Source organism: Rhodopseudomonas infernalis (assembly GCF_022271405.1).
GTDB lineage: Bacteria > Pseudomonadota > Alphaproteobacteria > Rhizobiales > Xanthobacteraceae > Rhodopseudomonas > Rhodopseudomonas infernalis.
The window spans coordinates 100162-118511 of the sequence record NZ_JAJNAL010000003.1; the positions used below are offsets into that span (position 1 = coordinate 100162).

The window sequence follows — 18350 nt, forward strand, 5'->3', positions numbered from 1 at the left end:
TTAGCGGATCGTGACCGGCGCGGGCAGCGGCGCCACCGAGGTCGGCTGGGCGACGGGTGCCGCCGACATCTGAGGCGGAGCCGAAGGCGACGCGGAGGCGATCGGCTGCGGCTTGGCGCTTGCGGTCGGCGCACCGCCCGGAAGCACCACCACGCGCGTGCCGACCTTGGCGCGCTCGAACAGGTCGCTGACATCGTCGTTCAGCATGCCGATGCAACCCGAGGACACGAACTTGCCGATCGTCGAGGGCTGATTGGTGCCGTGGATGCGATAGACGGTCGAGCCGAGATACATCGCGCGGGCGCCAAGCGGGTTGCCCGGGCCGCCGGCCATGAAGCGCGGCAGATAGGGCTGGCGTTCGATCATCTCGGTCGGCGGATGCCAATCCGGCCACTCCGCCTTGCGGGTGATCTTCTGCACGCCGGTCCAGGTGAAGCCGTCGCGCCCGACGCGGACGCCGTAGCGCATCGCGCGACCGTTGCCGAGCACGTAGTACAGATAGGTGTTGCTGGTATCGACCACGATGGTGCCGGCCGGCTCCTTGGTCTGGAAGGCGACTTCCTGACGGCGCAGGTTCGGCGGCAGTTGATAGCTTTGATCGGCGTCGGGCTGCTCTTCCGGCGGCAGCGCGGCAACCTGCATCGGCCGGCCATCGGCACCGAGCTGCGGCGTGCCCTGCACCGAACCGGTGGCCTGCTGCGGCGCCCCGGACTGCCCGACCCCTTCCGGCGGCCGCGGCGAACCGTCACCCGTGTTGGAATAGATCACCGCCGGCGGACCGGCCGGACGACCATAGCGCGGATCATCGGGCGACATCACCGGGCCCTGTGGCGCCGGCCCGCGATCCGAATACACCGGGGCTTCCATCGGGCGGCCGTAGCGCGGATCGTCCGGCGACATCACCGGACCCTGCGGCACCGGCGCGCGCTCGGAGTACACGGATGCACCGGCCGGACGGCCGTAACGGGGATCATCCGGCGACACCACCGGGCCCGGCGGCGGCAAGGCTGCTGACGGCCCAGCCGACTGGCCCTCTTCGTCGTCAACATTGTCGAAATCCGGCATCTGGCGGCGATATTCGCCGGGAGCTGCCGTCGCATAGGCGCCCGAGGCCGGAGGATAGCTCTGCGCCTGCGCGAGAGAAGTTCCGGCCGCGATCGCCGCAGCCGTTGCCAACAACGTCAAGATTCGATTGTTCATCATCGCCCGCTTATACACCGAAGCCGAGACCGGATCGTTAACGCGCAGATGCAGGAGGATCACGGCACATTCAAGACGAGACCGGCACATTCGCGCCAAATTCGGGGTTATTCGGCCCTGTGTGCCGCTTTTGTCGCGCTTTGATGCGGCGGGTGCCTTGCCCTGACGGGCGCGTCGTGATCGTGCCCCTGATCTCCCACCGCAGCCCCGCGATCGAAATTTTGGCGGCCTGCTGCAAACCCGTTGGGCTATTCTCGATTTGCTGTGATTCGCGGCGCGCATGCGTCCCGCCGTTCGATCTCAGCGAGTACTGTCGCCGCGTTTTGTTTGCTCAAGTGCCTTCGCGCGCTCGTCGCCCGAAGATGGAATGAACCCGAGATGCTTCCCGGAATCCGGTTCCTGTTTGCGGCGGTTGCGCTTGCGGTCTCGATGCTGGTGTTTGGGCTCGGCGCCGCGGCGCTTTTGCGAGCCTCCCATGAGCAGTTCGCCAATGTCATGACGGTGCGCCCGACCCCTGTCCAGTTCGCGGCGCGCCCGACCGAACCGCCAATGCCGGCACTGAGCATGTTGCGCGTCGAACCGGCGCTTGATCCGCAACCGCCGAGCGCTCCTGCAGCTGCATCCTCGGCCCCCGCTCCGGAGCCGGAAACCGCTCCGCTAGCCTCGACCTCGAGCGAGTTGAAACCGGAGGTGCGCAGCGACGAGCCGAAGTCCGCGCGCGTGGAGGCAACGAACGCAACAGCGAATGCCACGCCGCCGGAGGGCGTTGCCGCAGCGCCATCGCCGGCACCCGCCAAAGCGGACAAACCGTCCCAGCAGGCCAACCTCAACCTCCCGGAGCGCGACGCTGCCCATGCAACGGCGGTGGAGGCCGCGAAGTCCGATCAGGCGGCGCTCGATGTCGCGGCGCAGACAGCTTCCGCTCCAGCTACGCTCCCGCCTCCGACGCCTGGATCGCATGCTAGCGCCCCAGAGGCCGGAGCGACGCCTGAACCCGACAAGCCCGCCGCTGAGACAGCGGAGACCGCACAGTCGGCCTCTCCGGAAACGGCCAAACCCGACGAGCCAACCGCGGCGCCCAAGCCAGCCGCCACAGAGGCCGCGACCAACGAAGACGTCGAGCCGTTGCCTCAGGTTGCGGCCTTGACCGGCCGGATCCCCACGCCGCGCCGGGATCCGCGTGCGCCGGCCAAGCCGGCGGTCAGCACCTCGGAGCAGCCAAGCTCCTCCGACACGGCGCAGGAGCGAGCGGCGGAGCCGAGCACACCGGAGACGACGTCATCAATCTCGCCGCCAGACGACAAGGCCGAAAAGCCATCGGCGACGAAGCAGAAGGCGACCAAGCCACAGCAGGTGAAGCGCAAGGTCAAGCGCCGACGCCAGACGGAAGTGCGCAGCTCGACCCCGGTTTTCGCGCGACCGGCCCTGGCGCCAGTGCAGCCGTTCGGCTTTCCACCGACCTGAGGAAGGGTTCTCTAAGCGGGCCCCACCGCGACTGGCGGACCGTCGGTCAGTCCCCATTCCGACCACGAGCCGTCGTAGAGCGCGCTCCCGCGCACACCCAGCCTGTACAGCGCCAGGGTCAGCACGGCCGCCGATACGCCGGATCCGCAGCTGGTGACGATCGGCCGCTCGAGCGCCACGCCGGCACGTTCGAACGCCACACGTAGCTCGGCCGGCGACTTCATGACGCCGGTCGCGGCATCGAACAATTCATTGTAGGGCAGATTGCGACTGCCTGGAATGTGGCCGGCCCGCAGCCCCGGCCGCGGCTCTGGCACGCGCCCCTCGAAGCGATCTGCCGCGCGCGCATCGATCACCTGCTCGGCCGCGCTGTCGAGATTGTCGACCAGTTGCTGCTTGCTGCGCAGGTAGTTCGGATCAAGCTGCGCTGTGAACTTGCCGGGCGCCGGCGACGGCTTTCCAGCCTCGACCGGCCTGCCCTCCGCCTGCCATTTCTTCAATCCGCCGTCGAGGATGCGAACCCGATCGTGGCCGAACGACAGGAACATCCACCACGCGCGCGGCGCCGCAACCCAGCCGCCGGCGTCGTAGATCACCACCGTGTCGCCAGTCGAGACACCCATCGCCGCGACATCCCGGGCGAACTGCGCGGCATCCGGAAACATATGAGGCCGCGGGTCGCTGGCGTCACAAACTTCCTCGACATCGAAATACACCGCGCCGGGGATGTGGGCCGCCAGATAGTCGTCGCCCGGCCGCGGCATCACCCCCGGCATCTTGAACGACGCGTCCAGCACCTTGACGGTGGGGTCGCCCAATCGCGCCGCGAGCCATTCGGTGGGCACCAGCGGATCATCGGTCATGGTCATCGGCCAATCCTCGGCACTGATAGGAGGCGAGCGGTCTTTCGGACGGCTCGCCCGGGTCGCATTGAGAACGGAGAACGGCCGCTCTCGTCAAGCCACCGCTATGGGATTGGCCTCAGCCTTTCGGCGCCTTCGGCGTCCAAGCCTCGACCGGACCGCCGGCACTACGCCAGGCGCCGAACCCGCCGTCGATATGGGCGACCGGCTTCAGCCCCATGTCATAGGCGGTCTTGGCGGCCAGCGCCGAACGCAGGCCGCCGGCGCAGTAGAACACGAACTTCTTGTCCTGCTGGAAGATCGGCTTGGCGTAGGGGCTTTGCGGATCGATCCAGAATTCCAGCATGCCGCGGGTGCAGGAGAACGACCCCGGGATCTTGCCGTCGCGCTCGATCTCGCGCGGATCGCGAATGTCGACGATCACCACGTCATCGGCGCCCGATTGATGCAGCGCGATCGCATCGGCGGTGGAGAGCGTCTCGATTGTAGCATTGGCCTCGTCGACCATTGTCTTGATGCCGCGGGTGATGGTCTGGGGCATGGCGATTTCCTCGTTCGACTTTTGATCGGCTCGGTCATTGCGGGGCGTACGAAGCGCGCTCCCGGGATCTCGCTATCAACTGGTGGGGACTTCCCGGTTCGCAAGCTTGCGCCCGCGCCCCGAAACGACGGCGGATGGCCCGCTCAGCGCACGAGCTCGCGCATCGCGCCTTCGAGACCCTCGATCGTGATGGGATACATCCGCTCCGAGAACAGCCGGCGGATGATCGTGGTGGATTCCGAATAGTCCCAGTGCCGCTGCGCCACCGGATTGAGCCACACCGCGTGCGGATAGGTGCGCAGCACGCGGTCCAGCCAGACCGAACCGGCTTCCTCGTTGACGTGCTCGACCGAGCCGCCCGGCACCATGATCTCGTAGGGGCTCATCGACGCATCGCCGACGAACACGACCTTGTAGTCGTGCGGGAACTTGTGCAGCACGTCCCAGGTCGGGGTGCGGTCGGTGAAGCGGCGCTTGTTCTGCTTCCACACGCCTTCGTACAGGCAGTTGTGGAAGTAGAAATACTCCATGTGCTTGAACTCGCTCTTCGCCGCCGAGAACAGTTCCTCGACCTGGGCGATGTGCGAATCCATCGACCCGCCGATATCGAAGAACACCAGCACCTTGACGGCGTTGCGCCGCTCCGGGCGCATGTGCACGTCGAGATAGCCGTGATTGGCGGTCTCGCGGATCGTGGTGTCGAGATCGAGTTCGTCGGGCGCACCGGTGCGGGCGAACTTGCGCAGCCGGCGCAATGCCACCTTGATGTTGCGAATGCCGAGCTCGACATTGCCGTCGAGATCCTTGAACTCGCGCTTGTCCCAGACCTTCACCGCGCGCTGGTGGCGGCTCTTCTCCTGGCCGATCCGCACGCCTTCCGGGTTGTAGCCTTCGGCGCCGAACGGCGACGTCCCGGCGGTGCCGATCCACTTGTTGCCGCCCTGGTGCCGCTTCTTCTGTTCCTCGAGGCGCTTCTTCAGCGTCTCCATGAGCTTGTCCCAGCCCATGGCCTCGATCTGCTTCTTCTCTTCCTCGGTTAGATACTTCTCGGCGAGCTTCTTCAGCCATTCGGCCGGGATCTCGGCCTTCTCCATGGCGTCGAGGAGATTTTCCAAACCCTTGAAGGTGGCGCCGAACACCCGATCGAATTTGTCGAGATTACGCTCGTCTTTGACCAGCGCGGCGCGCGACAGATAGTAGAAATTCTCGACGCTCTGATCCGCGAGGTCGGCATCGAGCGCCGCCATCAAGGTCAGATATTCGCGGAGAGTGACCGGCACCTGGGCGTCGCGCAGCGACGTGAAGAACTGAAGGAACATGACAAACAGATTGCCCGAGCGGTGCCGGGCGTCAAGTGCGCAGGAAGGCGCCCTGTCTGATGAAAACAGGCCCGGGAGCTCAAATGCCGTCAAACGGAACAATCCGATCATCAGAGCCAGACGGAGATGCGCAACCTGATGCATACGCTCGCGCATAGGATCAAGCAGTCGCCCTTGCGCGCCGGAGTGATGGCATTCGCTCCGATGCGGCCGGTCGGACCCGCGCTGCATGCCGGCATCGTATTGTCGGTCGCCCTCCTTGCGGGGCAGCTACGCAATCGCCGGCGGTTCCAAGGAACCCTGCGCGAGCGCGGCGCCGCGATCGCCTGATCGATATCGTCTGCACGCTCCGTGACGTGCCACGCCGCGAGGAGATTGCGGACGAAGTCGACGCGCTGAATTCCCCCTTTGCGGAATTTGAGCGCACTGGCTCGTACTCGCGGGCGCCGATGCCGACGCGCCGACATGGCGCTTTGTCAAACCAAGCGCGGCGGCCGTCATCGCAGCGTTGCCGCCATCGCGCGGGGCGACCATGCGACGCTAATTCCGGAAAAGGGTACAAGCGCCGCTACCTCGGCAAAGGCCAGCTTCCGAGTTCCAAACGCCTAGACCCTGCGGGCCGGTTTCCCCTAAGGTTGGCGCACTGCGGCACATTGCCCGCATGCAAGGCATCAAGGGGGACCCTCCATGGGTATCGATTCCATCATTGTCTGGCTCCTGGTGGGCGCAATCGCCGGCTGGCTCGCGGGCCTGCTGGTGCGCGGCGGTGGCTTCGGACTGATCGGCAATATGGCCGTCGGCATCGTCGGCGCGGTGGTGGCCGGATGGCTGCTGCCGTTCCTGGGCGTCTCGCTCGGCAGCGGGATCTTTCGGGCGATCATCAACGCCGCGATCGGCGCGGTGATCGTGCTGGTGCTGCTGGCCATGATCCGCAGAGCCTGATACGCAGGCGATCGGCGCTGCGATCTTCGGGTCGCAGCGGGGATGGGCCACCACCCGAAGACGCAACAAACAAACAACAAGAATGGCGCGCGCCGCCTGTTCACAGACGAGGCAGAAACGCATGAAGTTTACCGGCACCAAGGACTATGTGGCGACCGACGACCTCAAGGTCGCCGTCAATGCGGCGATCGTGCTCGAGCGGCCGCTCTTGGTGAAAGGCGAGCCCGGCACCGGCAAGACCGTGCTGGCCGAGGAAGTCGCGCGCGCGCTCGGTGCCCCGCTTCTGACCTGGCACATCAAGTCCACGACGAAAGCGCAGCAGGGTCTTTACGAATACGACGCCGTCTCGCGCCTGCGCGACAGTCAGCTCGGTGATCCGCGCGTGTCGGACATCAAGAACTACATCAAGCGCGGCAAGCTCTGGGATGCCTTCACCCACGACCAGCGCCCGGTGCTGCTGATCGACGAGATCGACAAGGCCGACATCGAATTCCCCAACGACCTGCTGCTCGAACTCGACCGCATGGAATTCCACGTCTACGAGACAGGTGAAACCATCCGCGCCGAGAAGCGGCCGATCGTGGTGATCACCTCGAATAACGAGAAAGAGCTGCCCGACGCCTTCTTGCGCCGCTGCTTCTTCCACTACATCAAGTTCCCCGACGCCGACACCATGCAGGCGATCGTCGACGTCCACTTCCCCGGCATCAAGCAGCGCCTGGTGGCGGAAGCACTCAAGATCTTCTTCGAAGTCCGCGACGTGCCCGGCCTGAAGAAGAAGCCGTCGACCTCCGAACTGCTGGACTGGCTGAAGCTGCTGCTCAACGAGGAGATGACCCCGGAGCAGCTCAAGGAACGTGACCCGCGCAAGTTGATCCCGCCGCTGCACGGCGCTCTCTTGAAGAACGAGCAGGACGTCCACCTGTTCGAGCGGCTGGCGTTCCTGAGCCGGCGCGAGGTCTGACCGCACGGCCATCAGAGCGCCGATCTTACCTTCTTGACCACGATGCCCGGGCCTGGCCCGGGCATTTTCCGTTTTGGGGCGTCGATCGCAATGCCGGTCCCAAGTGCAACCCATTCAGTATACATAAATAAGTTCGATTTTATCATTCAACTGGGATTTTGCTTGCCTCCACGCGCTTCCTGTATACATTCTGGACCCAACAGAAGATCTCAGGGAGGCCGCGATGCCCGCTTTTCCGCTGAACGCCTGGTATGCGGCGGCGTGGGATGCCGACATCAAGCACGCGCTGCTGCCGCGCACGATATGCGGCAAACATGTGGTGATGTATCGGAAGAGCGACGGCAGCGTCGCGGCGCTCGAAGACGCCTGCTGGCATCGGCTGGTGCCGTTGTCCAAGGGCCGGCTCGAGGGCGACACCGTAGTCTGCGGTTATCACGGGCTGAAATTCAACGCTCAGGGCCGCTGCACCTACATGCCGTCGCAGGAGACCATCAACCCGTCGGCTTGCGTGCGTAGTTATCCGGTCGTGGAGCGCCATCGCTTCATCTGGCTGTGGATGGGCGATCCGACGATGGCCGATCCGGCGCTGGTGCCGGACATGCACTGGAACAACGACCCCGCCTGGGCCGGTGACGGCAAGACCATTCACGTCAAATGCGACTGGCGGCTCGTCGTCGACAATCTGATGGACCTGACCCACGAGACGTATGTGCACGGCTCGTCGATCGGCAACGAGGCGGTCGCCGAGGCACCGTTCGACGTCACGCATGGTGACCGCACCGTCACTGTGACGCGCTGGATGCGGGGAATCGAGGCGCCGCCGTTCTGGACCGCGCAGCTACGCAAACCCGGGCTGGTCGATCGCTGGCAGATCATCCGCTTCGAGGCGCCCGGGACGGTGACGATCGACGTCGGCGTCGCTCCCGCGGGAAGCGGTGCACCGGAGGGCGATCGTTCGCAGGGCGTCAACGGCTTCGTGCTCAACACCATGACGCCCGAGACCGAGACCACCTGTCATTACTTCTGGGCCTTCGTGCGCAACTACCGACTGACCGAGCAGCGCCTGACCACCGAGATCCGCGAAGGCGTCGCCGGCATCTTCGGCGAGGACGAGATCATCCTCGAAGCCCAGCAGCGCGCGATCAGCGAGAATCCGGATCGCGTGTTCTACAATCTCAACATCGACGCCGGCGCGATGTGGTCGCGCAGGCTGATCGACCGGATGACGGCGAAGGAAGCAGCGCCGCGGCTGCAGGCTGCGGAGTAAGCGATGAGCGAGAAAGCCGCAGACCGCTCGATGTCGCAGACCGTGCGCGCGCAGCTCGCGTTGCGCGACATGGTGCTGTCCGGCCAGCTCCGCGCCGGCGAGCGCATCTCCGAGCTTCAGGCCGTCGATATCACCGGCGTGTCGCGCACGCCGGTGCGCATGGCGCTGGTCCGGCTGGAGGACGAAGGCCTGCTGCAGGCGATCCCGTCGGGCGGCTTCATGGTTAAGGCATTCTCGGAGCGGGACATCCTCGACTCGATCGAATTGCGCGGCACCATGGAAGGTCTCGCGGCGCGGTTCGCCGCAGAACGCGGCGCCAGTGCACGGCAGCTCGAGCCGCTGAAGGAATGCCTCGCCGATATCGATCAGCTGGTGAAGCAGGATTCGATCTCGGTCGAAGCGTTCTCGGCCTACGTGTCGCTGAATGCGCGTTTCCACGCGCTGCTCAACGAGCTGTCCGGCAGCGGCCCAGTGATGCGGCAGATCGATCGCGTTGCCGCCCTGCCCTTCGCCTCGCCGAGTGCTTTCGTGATGGCGCAGTCGGCGCTGCCCGAGGCGCACCAGATCCTGATGATTGCGCAGGACCACCATCGCATCGTCGTCGACGCGATCGAGAACCGTGAAGGCGGCCGCGCCGAGGCGGTGATGCGCGAACATGCGCGGCTCGCGGTGCGCAATCTGCGGCTCGCGCTGCGCAACCGCACCCATCTGGAATTGCTGCCGGCGCTGACGCTGGTGACGTCCGCCGCGGACAGATAGGACGGAGTCCCGATGCGTTTCGCCGAGCACTGGAGCCACGCCACCGTCGTCGCCACCCGCGACCTCGCCCCGTCGATCCGGGAAATGACCCTGAAGCCGGACGTCGCGGTCGGCAACTGGGCGCCGGGCAGCCACATCAGCGTCACGGTGCTGATCGATGGTCAGCCGGAGCGGCGCAGCTACTCACTGATCCCCTGCGCGGATGGTCTGCTGCGCATCGCCGTGCGCCTCGCCGACGACAGCCGTGGTGGCTCGCGCGCGATGTGGGCGCTGCAGCCGGGCAATCGCCTGGAGATCACCAACCCGACATCGCTGTTCGAGATCGACTGGAGCCGAAAGCACTATTGCCTGATCGCCGGCGGCATCGGCGTCACGCCGATGCTCGGCATCGCGGCCGCGCTAGCCCGCAAGGATGTCGGCCTGTCGATGCACTATGCGGTGAAATCCCACGAGGACGCCGCGCTGCAGGGCGAGCTGGGCGCGCTGCTCGGCGAGCGGCTCCGCGTTCACCCGAGCGCGGCCGGCGCAGGGCTCGACCTGGACGCCACCTTTGCGGCCCTTCCCGACGACGCTATCGCGGTTCTGTGCGGGCCGCTGCGCATGCTCGAAGCGGCGAAGCATGCCTGGGCCAACGCCGGCCGGGCCGCCAGCGACCTGTGCTTCGAAACGTTCGGATCGAGCGGCCGGCTGCCGACCCGCGAGTTCCGGGTTCGGATCGAGCCGACCGGCCAGGAAATCCTGGTGCCGCGCGATCGCTCGATGCTCGACGTCCTCAACGCCGCCGGCTTCGACGTGATCTCGGATTGTCAGCGCGGCGAATGCGGCGTCTGCGCCGTCGATGTCGCGAGCGTGGACGGCGAGATCGACCACCGCGATGTCTTCTTCAGCGCCGAGCAAAAACAGCATAGCGCCAAGATCTGCCCCTGCGTGTCGCGCGCGAACGGAACCGTGACGATCGACACGTTGTACCGGGCGGAGCAGCTGCCGGGAGCGGTTTAGTCCTCGCGTCATCGCGAGGAGGCGAAGCCGACGAAGCAATCCAGTCCCGCACACTGCGGCTGGATTGCTTCGCGGCGCTGGCAATGACGGGGAACGGCGGTTGGCCGGCTTGCGACTGGCGTTGCTGAAGACGCTCAGCGCCAGCCTTCGTGCACGTCGGTCGGCTGATCGCAAACCCATTCGGGCCGCAGCATCACCTGGCAGCCTTTGTCGAATGGCAGCGCGCAGACGCGGCGATGGTCCTGCATGATCTCGATGGCCCAGGTCTTGGGCACGGTGGGCTGCAACTGGATCAGCCGCTGGATGACGCCAGCCGCGAACAGCGTCGCGTCGATATCGTCAGCGAGCGCCGCTCCGTCGTGGCCCGGGCCATCGACGCGGTTGATCGGATCGCAGACGTGAAAGCGGTAGAACGGCATTGTCGTAGCATGGCGGAGCCGGCCTGGCCCCGGAATGATGTAAATCAAACCAACTCAGTTTAACCGATGGTTCTTTGGATCAGCAAGCAGTTAGCTTTCTGCCGGGGATCACACTGGAACCCGGCCGTTCCGCGGCTTCGTCGTCAGCTGGTAGTTCAGATGCGCCTTCACGGTCGGCCACTCCGCGGCGATGATAGAATACACCACCGTGTCACGCAGCGTTCCGTTTGGTGCGATCTGGTGATTGCGCAGGATACCATCCTGCTTGGCGCCAAGCCGCTCAATGCCGCGCCGGGACTGGTGATTGAAGAAGTGGGTGCGGAACTCCACGGCGATACAATCAAGAGCCTCGAAGGCATGCTGGAGCAGCAGCAGTTTGCACTGCGTATTCAGCCCGGTCCGCTGCACACGCGATGCGTACCAGGTCGAGCCGATCTCGACGCGGCGGTTGGCAGCGTCGACATTCATGTATGTCGTCATGCCGGCGATCCGGCCGTCCGCATCTCTCACCGTCCACGGCAGCATCGCGCCCTGCGCCTGCAGCGCCAGCCGCCGCGCGATCTCCGCCTCCATCTTGGCGGGCTCGGGAATGAAAGTGTACCACAGCTTCCACAACTCGCCGTCCTGCACAGCCTCGATTAGCCCGTCGCGATGCGCCGGCTGCAGCGGCTCCAGCGTCGCGTGCGGTCCACTGAGGGTGACGGGTTCGAGCCAGGGCATCGGCGTAACTTCCTTGTTGAGGGGAACCCAACTTAGCCGTCATGGCCGGGCTTGTCCCGGCCATCCACGTCTTTTTCGGATCGGCGCTGCAAGGCGTAGATGCCCGGGACATGACGGAGAGGCAGTCGTTTGCCTTGAACAATCGCTTACTTATTCAAGAAATTCAGCGGCAAGCCTCCGCGCGGCCAGTCCATGGCGATCAGTTCGCCCTTGCCGGACAGCGTGATGTAGGCGGTCTTCAGATCGGGGCCGCCGAATGCGATGTTGGTGGTGACGCGGTCGCCGGTCGGCACCTGTTCGACCAGCGAGCCGTCGGGCGCGATGACCGAGATGCAGCCCGACACCAGGGTGGCGACGCAGACATTGCCGCCGGCTTCGACCGCCAGCGAGTCGAACATCTGATAGCCGCCGAGGCCGGCGATCGGCTTGCCCTTCTCGCCGCGATAGATCACGTCGCGCGGCTTCACCTCGCCCGGCGCCGTGATGTCGTAGGCCCACAGCCGCGCGGTCGGTGTCTCGGCCGCATACATCGTGGTCTCGTCGGGCGACAATCCGATGCCGTTGAGCGGCAGCGTGCCGAACACCTGCTCGGTGATCTCGCTCATGCCCGGCTTGATGTAGTACGCGGCGCCGACATCCATGTCGCGGGCGCGGCGCTTGCCGAGATCGGTGAACCACAGCCCGCCGTGCTTGTCGAACACCAGATCGTTCGGCCCCTTCAGCGGATGCTCGCCGCATTTATCGAACAGCGTCTCGACCGCGCCGCTCTGCAGGTCGATGCGCTGGATCGAGCCGCCGATGTATTCGTGCGCGGCCGGTGCGCCGGGCATCATCGTGCCGCGCGACGGAAACCAGCCGAAACCGCCATTGTTGCAGATGTACATCTTGCCGTCGGGACCGAGCGCCGCGCCGTTCGGCCCGCCCGGCACCTTGGCGACGACTTCCTTGCGGCCATCGGGCCAGATGCGCGTCAGTTGCTGCGCGCGGATCTCGACCAACACCACCGAGCCATCGGGCATCACCACCGGACCTTCGGGGAATGCGAGATCGGTAGCAAGAATGCGGATGTTGGACATGGATCCTCCCGATGGCTGTTGTTGCCGGGCGGATTAAGACCCCCGCCCTGTTGTCGGCGGGATGTTAGGCATGTCGGCGTGTGCTGCCAAGCGCAGCGCTGCGTTGAATTCCGCGAAGCGGCAGGCGTCGCGGCTGTTACTTGGCGTCGGTCTTGGCCGGAGACGTATCTTTCGCGGCCGCGGGCTCCGGCTTCTTCTGTGCCGACTGGAGCTGCTCGACGGTCTTCTGCATCGCCGCCAGCGTGGTCTTGAGCGCCTCGATCTGGCGGTTGGCTGCATCGAGCTTCTGCTGCTGTTCGAGCCGCACTTTGTCGATCGACGTCTTCAGGAAATTCACGTTGCTCTGCAGGCAGCTGGTGCGCCGTTCCATGGTCTTCTCGGCCGTGCAGATCTCGATGCCGGGCACGTCCTGGGCCAGCGCCGTGCTGCTGCCGAGCAGCGCCGCCACCATCGTCCACGCCACCGCTCTGCCGATCATCACGCTCTCCCTCATTGATTGCACGCCAGCCAAGCGGCTTTCGCCCGGCGCTGTCAACGCTGCGGGCCCGCGGCGGATTGCCGGACTCGGGCGGCCATGCGAGATTCGAACGATGCAAGAGATCGCCGCCGAGGAAGAGTGTTTCGTCTACGTGCTCGGCTGCGCGAGCGCGAGCCGCTACCTCACCTATGTCGGCTGGACGCTCGACCTCGACCGCCGTCTGGCCCAGCACAATGCCGGCACGGGCGCGCGCTCGACCCGCGGGCGAAGCTGGGTGCTGATCCACAGCGAACGCTTCACCAGCCGGCAGGACGCGATGAGCCGCGAATGGCACCTCAAGCGCGATCGCGCGTTCAGACGTAGCCTCGTTGCCAAGGCGCGGGGTCTGAAAGCCTGAGCGCTGGTTTCGGCGAAGCTGGTCTGTGCCGGTTTGCGACAGAGCCCCACCCGCATTTTAACGTTTGGAACAGCGGCGGAACGAACCGGGCCCGAATCGCATCGAATCAGCGTTCGGGCAGGTCTGGCCCCAAATGTAGGCCGCGATCCACAGGGCATGACACAAGCACTGCCATGATCGGGCGCAGCATGTGCGGTGCCGGTGCGCCAAGTGGTTAACGCAGATACGGACCACCAATCGCGATGCCCCCGCGGCTACGGGAGACTGACCGGAAAGATGCCCTTTGAAATCAGGCACTTTCGTCTGCACCCGTCATGCCCGGCCTTGTGCCGGGCATCCACGTCTTGCTGACGCAAACGCATCGAAGGCGTAGATGGCCGGGACAAGCCCGCCCATGACGGAATTTGTGCTCGGGATAACGGCTGCGCAATCGAGGAGACGGCGACGCTTAAATCAGTCCATTAAGCCCGCTCAAGGCCCCCGTGGATGACCAGACATGTCCCGCGGTGTGACAGGCGGGCAGCGCGACTTTAACGTATGGAACACGAGAAGAACGAAGCGGCGACGAATCACTACGAATCATCACTTGGCCGCTTTGGTTCCTACATGTCGGGGCCGATCAATCAGTCGAGACACAAGAACTGCACCAGGCAGCTCGCACTTTGCGTCGAAGCGCGGCTCAAACGTTAACGCTCGCGCTGGTCAGGCTGCGCCGCGGGTCAGGTTCAGCACCTTGGCGCGGTGCGCCACGGCCTGTTTGGCGGCTGCGGTGTGGGTGAACATCGCGAGCTCGGTCTCGTCGCCGTCCGACACCGGCGTCAGCGCTGCATCCATGTAGTCGTAGCGCTTGGGATCGCGCGCGACCCGGTAGGCGACCTTGCCGAGGCCCCACGCCGTCGACAGGATCACGCCCGTCTTGTGCGCCAGTTCGATCGCCAGCCGCGGCCAGAACAGCAGCGTATTTTCGCGCGGCAAGCCCGACCGCCGCTCGGAGGGATGCCGCAACCGGAACACGCCGCTCTGCAGCGGGTGAACGTTCTCGAGCGAGACCGCCAGCGAGAAGGTCAGCAGCAGCTTCACCATGCTGTCCATCTTGATGCCGGTCCTGCCGGCGCGGCGCAGCAGGGTTTCGATGTGGGCCGGTTCGTAATAGTGCCGCCAGGCCTGCTGATAGATATCTTCCCACTGCTGCTGCGACATTTTCGGGTGCGCGGTGCAGACGTGTTCGATGTCGTATTTGTTGAGGTCGGGATCCATCGCGATCCCGGCCTTCCACAGCTTCTGATGATCTTCCGACCCTGGGAGCGGCGTCAGGCAGAAGAACTCCAGGATGTCGATCGGAAGCTCGCGCTTGATGATGTCGAGATCGGTGAGAATGCTTTCGGGCGTATCGGCCGGAAAGCCGAGGATGTAGCCCGCCAGCGTGATGATGCCCTGCGCCTTCCAGGCCAGCAGCATTGCGCGATATTCGGTGATCTTGTTCTGCCGCTTGTTGGCGGCGAGCAGCGTCTCGGGATTGATACTCTCGAGGCCGAGAAACACGCGGGTGACGCCTGCGCGCTTCGCCTTCTCGATGAAGTTCGGGATCTTGTGACACAGCGTATCGACCTGGATCAGCAAGCCCAGCGGGATGCCCTGCTCTTCCTTCAACCAGATCAGCCGATCGAGGATCGCCTCCCAATCCTTGTTACGCGCGAAGTTGTCGTCGGTGATGAAGAACTTCGAAACGCCCTGCTTCCAGTTGGCGCGCACCAGCGCCTCGACATCGTCGGGCGAGCGATAGCGCGACTTGCGGCCCTGGACGTTGATGATGGTGCAGAACGAGCACTGATACGGGCAACCGCGGCCGGCATCGAAGGAGGTCGACAGACCGAGTGTGCGCTTCACGTTGGCGAGCGGCAGATATGGCACCGGCGTGCCTTCGATGCCGGGGAGATCGTCCAGATAGTTGTACAGCGGCTTCAGGTCCCCCTCGGCCGCGTCGCGCAGCAGCGTATCGATCCGGCCTTCCGCTTCGCCGGCGAAGATCGATACACCGAGGTCGCGGCAGGCATCGAGATCGACCGCCTTGCCGTCGAGCATCGACAGACAGCCCGAGACGTGAAAGCCACCGATCGCGACCGGGATGCCGGCCTGGCGGAACGGCCGGGCGATGTCGAGCGCGCGGGGATACTGGTTCGACTGCACGCCGATCAGTCCGACCAGGCCGAAATTGCCGTTCGCCGCGAACCTCTTCAGCAGCTTTGGAATGTCGATCCGGGTGTTGAACTCGTCCATCGCCTCGATGTCGATCTCGACATCCGGGCCGAGCACCTTCCGGGCGGCGCTTTCCTGCGCGATGCCATACACACTGGCCAGCGAGTTCGACGGGATGGTGGCGCGCCACCAGCGGATCACATAGCCGTCGTCGCCGTAGTGCGAAGGTTTGATCAGTAACAGCTGGAAGCGACGCTTCGGGCGGTCCTCGACTATCGACACCAGCCATCCCCCTGCAATCGACGTGATGAAACGAAGTCTGATCGGACGGCGTCGTTAACTAATTCAGCGGTGATGCTGCCGGGAATGAGGCGCCACCGCAAGCGCAAACGGCCCGCAGAGGCGCGGGCCTGCTATCCGCAGCCTCAACGTTGCGGAAATGCCGCAATTTCGCGGCCAAAACAGATCAAAACTGTCGTTACGATGTCACCAAGGCGCAATCAGTAACAAAACTCATCAGCGCGGGCGTGGTGGTGGCCTCAGCTGCGCGGCTTGATGAAGGGCTCGACGGGGCCATGGACCTTGATGGCAAGCTGGTTGCCGAAGCGATCCTTGGCGGTGCCGGCGGCGACGCGGATCCAGCCCTCGCTGACGCAATATTCGATGACGTTGGTCTTCTCCTGGCCCTTGAAACGGATGCCGACGTCGAGCGCGAGCACCGCTTCGTTGTAGTAGGGGCTGGATTCCTCGACCGAGAGGCGATCGGGCAGTTCGATGTTCTGAGTCTGGTCGGTCATAGCAACGTCTCGATTTCTTTGCCGAGCGATTCCGGCGTTGTGGTCGGCGCGTGACGCGATACCACACGGCCGCTCCGGTCGACCACAAATTTGGTGAAATTCCACTTGATCCCGGAGCCGAGCAGGCCGCCCTTCTCGCCCTTCAGGAATTTGTACAGCGGATGCGCCTGCGCGCCGTTGACGTCGATCTTGGCGAACATCGGGAAGCTGACGCCGTAATTGCGCGAACAGAACTGCGCGATCTGTGCCTCATCGCCCGGCTCCTGGGCGCCGAACTGATTGCAGGGAAAGCCGAGCACGGAGAAGCCGCGCGCCCCGTAGCGCTGCTGCAGAGCCTCGAGGCCCTTGTATTGCGGGGTGAAGCCGCAGGCGCTGGCTGTGTTGACGATCAGCAGAACCTGCCCTTCGAACTGTTTCAGCGAGATCTCTTCGCCGGCCAGCGTCTTTGCGGAAAAATCGTAGAGCGATGTCATCGCCTGGCGTCCTGTTACGTGTTCACTGCACCGGATCGATCGGCGAAGGCGGCGTGCCGCCGGCCTCGATCGCTTCACCGGCGAGCAGGCACAAATCCTCGCGATAGCGCCCGGCCACGAGCTGCACGCCGACCGGCACGCGCCCGACCAGGCCGGTCGACACCGTCAACCCGGGCAGTCCGACGAACGGGATGCCGACCTGCGGCATCTGCGCCGCCCAGACGCGCTTGAACGAGGCGTCGTCCTTGAGGTCGAGCCGCTGCGGGAACGGCAGTTCGCCCGATACCGGCATCAGCAGCACCGCGTAGCGCTGGAAGAACATCTCCCAGCCGCGCGTCAGCGTCGCGCGGCGGACCAGCAGCCGCGACAGCGTCGTCGCGTCGGTGATCTCGCGCGCGCGATTGCCGTTGAGGCAGGCGAGCGCACCCTCGTCGCCTTCGCGCTCGGCGGCATCGAGCATGCCCCGGTAGCCGTCGCCGAGCCAAAACTGCGCCTGCAGCTCGGCCGCCTCGCGCAGCGGCGGCGTGGCGTCGATCTGTTCGACCGCCCAGCCTGCGGCCTCGAGACGGCGTCCAGCGTCGATCACCGCCTCGCGGACTTCCGGTACGACCGCCAGATCGTCCGGCGCGACGCACAGCGCTGCACGCTTCTCGCGCGGCGGCCCCTGCAGCGGCGCCGGCACCCACCATGGGTCGCGCGCATCGGGCTGCGACAGGACCGCGAGCGCAAGCCGCAGGTCGGCGATGGTCCGCGCCAGCGGCCCGGAGACGGCGCTGATCTGCGGACAGATCGCGCGCTCCGGCGACGACGCGTTGTAGGCGGCGATACGGCCGAGCGTCGGCCGCAGGCCGTGGACGCCGCAGGCATAAGCCGGATAGCGCACCGAACCGGCGATATCGGTGCCGTGCGCGATGTGGCCGATGCCCGCTGTCAGTGCGGCGGCGGCTCCGCCCGACGAGCCGCCAGGCGTGATCGACGGATCGCGCGGGTTGAGGGTTTCGCCGTGCAGCTTGTTGGCAGTGAACCAGCGGTAGGAGAAGGCGGGCGTGTTGGTCCGGCCGACGATCACCGCGCCGGCCTTCAGCAGATTGTCGACCACCGGGTTGTTCGAGGCCGCGATCAGGTCGCGCTGCAGCGTTACGCCGTTCGTGGTGGCGAAGCCTTGCTGATCGACGTTGACCTTGACGGTGACCGGCACGCCGGCCAGCGGCCCGACATCGTCGCCGCGCTTGAACGCCGCGTCCACCGCATCGGCGCGTGCCCGCGACTCGTCGGGGCGGTGATCGATCACGGCGTTGATGGCGGGATTGACGGCGTCGAGCCGATCCAGCGCCGCCTGGGTCGCTTCGCGGGCGGAGAGCTTGCGGGCGCCGATCAGCGCGGCCAGTTCGGTAGCGGACAGTCGCCAGATCTCTTGCATGATCCCCCCGATTGACAATGACGTGATAATGCGAGCCTCGGCCCGGCGCCACCGTC

At 65.3% G+C, this 18350-nt stretch carries 20 protein-coding genes; 8 read left to right on the forward strand and 12 right to left on the reverse strand.

The window, feature by feature from the left end; all coding sequences use genetic code 11:
- Window positions 1-1203 (reverse strand): L,D-transpeptidase family protein, encoded by a 1203-nt coding sequence (locus LPW26_RS03870; protein ID WP_238733060.1) that lies wholly within the window; start codon window positions 1201-1203, stop codon window positions 1-3.
- A gap of 375 nt (window positions 1204-1578) precedes the next feature.
- On the opposite strand from LPW26_RS03870, the gene LPW26_RS03875 reads away from it, so the two are divergent.
- Window positions 1579-2664 (forward strand): hypothetical protein, encoded by a 1086-nt coding sequence (locus tag LPW26_RS03875; protein ID WP_238732966.1) that lies wholly within the window; start codon window positions 1579-1581, stop codon window positions 2662-2664.
- Between the two features lie 11 nt (window positions 2665-2675).
- Here LPW26_RS03875 and sseA read toward each other — a convergent pair whose 3' ends face one another.
- The 3 genes from sseA to LPW26_RS03890 form a co-directional block, all read right to left on the reverse strand.
- Complete coding sequence (sseA, locus tag LPW26_RS03880; protein ID WP_238732967.1) at window positions 2676-3533, reverse strand: 3-mercaptopyruvate sulfurtransferase; 858 nt, start codon at window positions 3531-3533, stop codon at window positions 2676-2678.
- 112 nt (window positions 3534-3645) lie between these two features.
- Window positions 3646-4068: a rhodanese-like domain-containing protein gene (locus LPW26_RS03885; protein WP_238732968.1), complete on the reverse strand. Its 423-nt coding sequence runs from the start codon at window positions 4066-4068 to the stop codon at window positions 3646-3648.
- Window positions 4069-4211: 143 nt separating this feature from the next.
- Window positions 4212-5387: a vWA domain-containing protein gene (locus LPW26_RS03890; protein WP_119856514.1), complete on the reverse strand. Its 1176-nt coding sequence runs from the start codon at window positions 5385-5387 to the stop codon at window positions 4212-4214.
- 126 nt (window positions 5388-5513) lie between these two features.
- Between LPW26_RS03890 and LPW26_RS03895 the strand changes: the two genes are divergently transcribed.
- From LPW26_RS03895 to LPW26_RS03920, 6 genes are all read left to right on the forward strand, one after another.
- Window positions 5514-5717: a hypothetical protein gene (locus LPW26_RS03895; RefSeq protein WP_238732969.1), complete on the forward strand. Its 204-nt coding sequence runs from the start codon at window positions 5514-5516 to the stop codon at window positions 5715-5717.
- A 357-nt stretch (window positions 5718-6074) separates the two neighbouring features.
- A complete protein-coding gene (locus tag LPW26_RS03900; protein WP_238732970.1) occupies window positions 6075-6329 on the forward strand; it encodes a GlsB/YeaQ/YmgE family stress response membrane protein in 255 nt (84 codons plus the stop codon).
- Window positions 6330-6450: 121 nt separating this feature from the next.
- Window positions 6451-7293, forward strand: a complete 843-nt coding sequence (locus tag LPW26_RS03905) for an AAA family ATPase (protein WP_238732971.1) — start codon at window positions 6451-6453, stop codon at window positions 7291-7293.
- 223 nt (window positions 7294-7516) lie between these two features.
- Window positions 7517-8560: an aromatic ring-hydroxylating dioxygenase subunit alpha gene (locus LPW26_RS03910; RefSeq protein WP_238732972.1), complete on the forward strand. Its 1044-nt coding sequence runs from the start codon at window positions 7517-7519 to the stop codon at window positions 8558-8560.
- Window positions 8561-8563: 3 nt separating this feature from the next.
- Window positions 8564-9319 carry a GntR family transcriptional regulator gene (locus LPW26_RS03915; protein WP_238732973.1) on the forward strand — a complete coding sequence of 252 codons (756 nt, stop codon included), beginning with the start codon at window positions 8564-8566 and terminating at the stop codon, window positions 9317-9319.
- Between the two features lie 12 nt (window positions 9320-9331).
- Window positions 9332-10318, forward strand: a complete 987-nt coding sequence (locus tag LPW26_RS03920; protein WP_238732974.1) for a PDR/VanB family oxidoreductase — start codon at window positions 9332-9334, stop codon at window positions 10316-10318.
- Window positions 10319-10452: 134 nt separating this feature from the next.
- Here LPW26_RS03920 and LPW26_RS03925 read toward each other — a convergent pair whose 3' ends face one another.
- The 4 genes from LPW26_RS03925 to LPW26_RS03940 all read right to left on the reverse strand — a co-directional run bounded on the left by LPW26_RS03925 (window position 10453) and on the right by LPW26_RS03940 (window position 13011).
- Window positions 10453-10737 carry a hypothetical protein gene (locus LPW26_RS03925; protein WP_119856617.1) on the reverse strand — a complete coding sequence of 95 codons (285 nt, stop codon included), beginning with the start codon at window positions 10735-10737 and terminating at the stop codon, window positions 10453-10455.
- A gap of 108 nt (window positions 10738-10845) precedes the next feature.
- Window positions 10846-11457, reverse strand: coding sequence for a GNAT family N-acetyltransferase (locus tag LPW26_RS03930; protein WP_238732975.1), 612 nt, complete (start codon window positions 11455-11457; stop codon window positions 10846-10848).
- Between the two features lie 146 nt (window positions 11458-11603).
- Window positions 11604-12533 carry an SMP-30/gluconolactonase/LRE family protein gene (locus LPW26_RS03935; RefSeq protein WP_238732976.1) on the reverse strand — a complete coding sequence of 310 codons (930 nt, stop codon included), beginning with the start codon at window positions 12531-12533 and terminating at the stop codon, window positions 11604-11606.
- A 136-nt stretch (window positions 12534-12669) separates the two neighbouring features.
- Window positions 12670-13011 (reverse strand): hypothetical protein, encoded by a 342-nt coding sequence (locus LPW26_RS03940; protein ID WP_238732977.1) that lies wholly within the window; start codon window positions 13009-13011, stop codon window positions 12670-12672.
- Between the two features lie 112 nt (window positions 13012-13123).
- On the opposite strand from LPW26_RS03940, the gene LPW26_RS03945 reads away from it, so the two are divergent.
- Entirely contained in the window at window positions 13124-13408 is a 285-nt protein-coding gene (locus LPW26_RS03945) for a GIY-YIG nuclease family protein (RefSeq protein WP_238732978.1), read from the forward strand.
- Between the two features lie 702 nt (window positions 13409-14110).
- Here LPW26_RS03945 and LPW26_RS03950 read toward each other — a convergent pair.
- The 4 genes from LPW26_RS03950 to LPW26_RS03965 all read right to left on the reverse strand — a co-directional run bounded on the left by LPW26_RS03950 (window position 14111) and on the right by LPW26_RS03965 (window position 18294).
- The gene (locus LPW26_RS03950; RefSeq protein WP_238732979.1) at window positions 14111-15886 is read right to left on the reverse strand and encodes a B12-binding domain-containing radical SAM protein; all 1776 of its coding nucleotides are present in this window, start codon (window positions 15884-15886) and stop codon (window positions 14111-14113) included.
- 257 nt (window positions 15887-16143) lie between these two features.
- Window positions 16144-16401 (reverse strand): DUF3297 family protein, encoded by a 258-nt coding sequence (locus tag LPW26_RS03955; RefSeq protein WP_238732980.1) that lies wholly within the window; start codon window positions 16399-16401, stop codon window positions 16144-16146.
- Window positions 16398-16874, reverse strand: a complete 477-nt coding sequence (locus tag LPW26_RS03960; protein ID WP_238732981.1) for a glutathione peroxidase — start codon at window positions 16872-16874, stop codon at window positions 16398-16400. Before LPW26_RS03960 ends, LPW26_RS03955 begins: the two co-directional genes overlap by 4 nt.
- Window positions 16875-16896: 22 nt before the next feature.
- Complete coding sequence (locus tag LPW26_RS03965; protein WP_238732982.1) at window positions 16897-18294, reverse strand: amidase family protein; 1398 nt, start codon at window positions 18292-18294, stop codon at window positions 16897-16899.
- Window positions 18295-18350 lie beyond the last annotated feature (56 nt).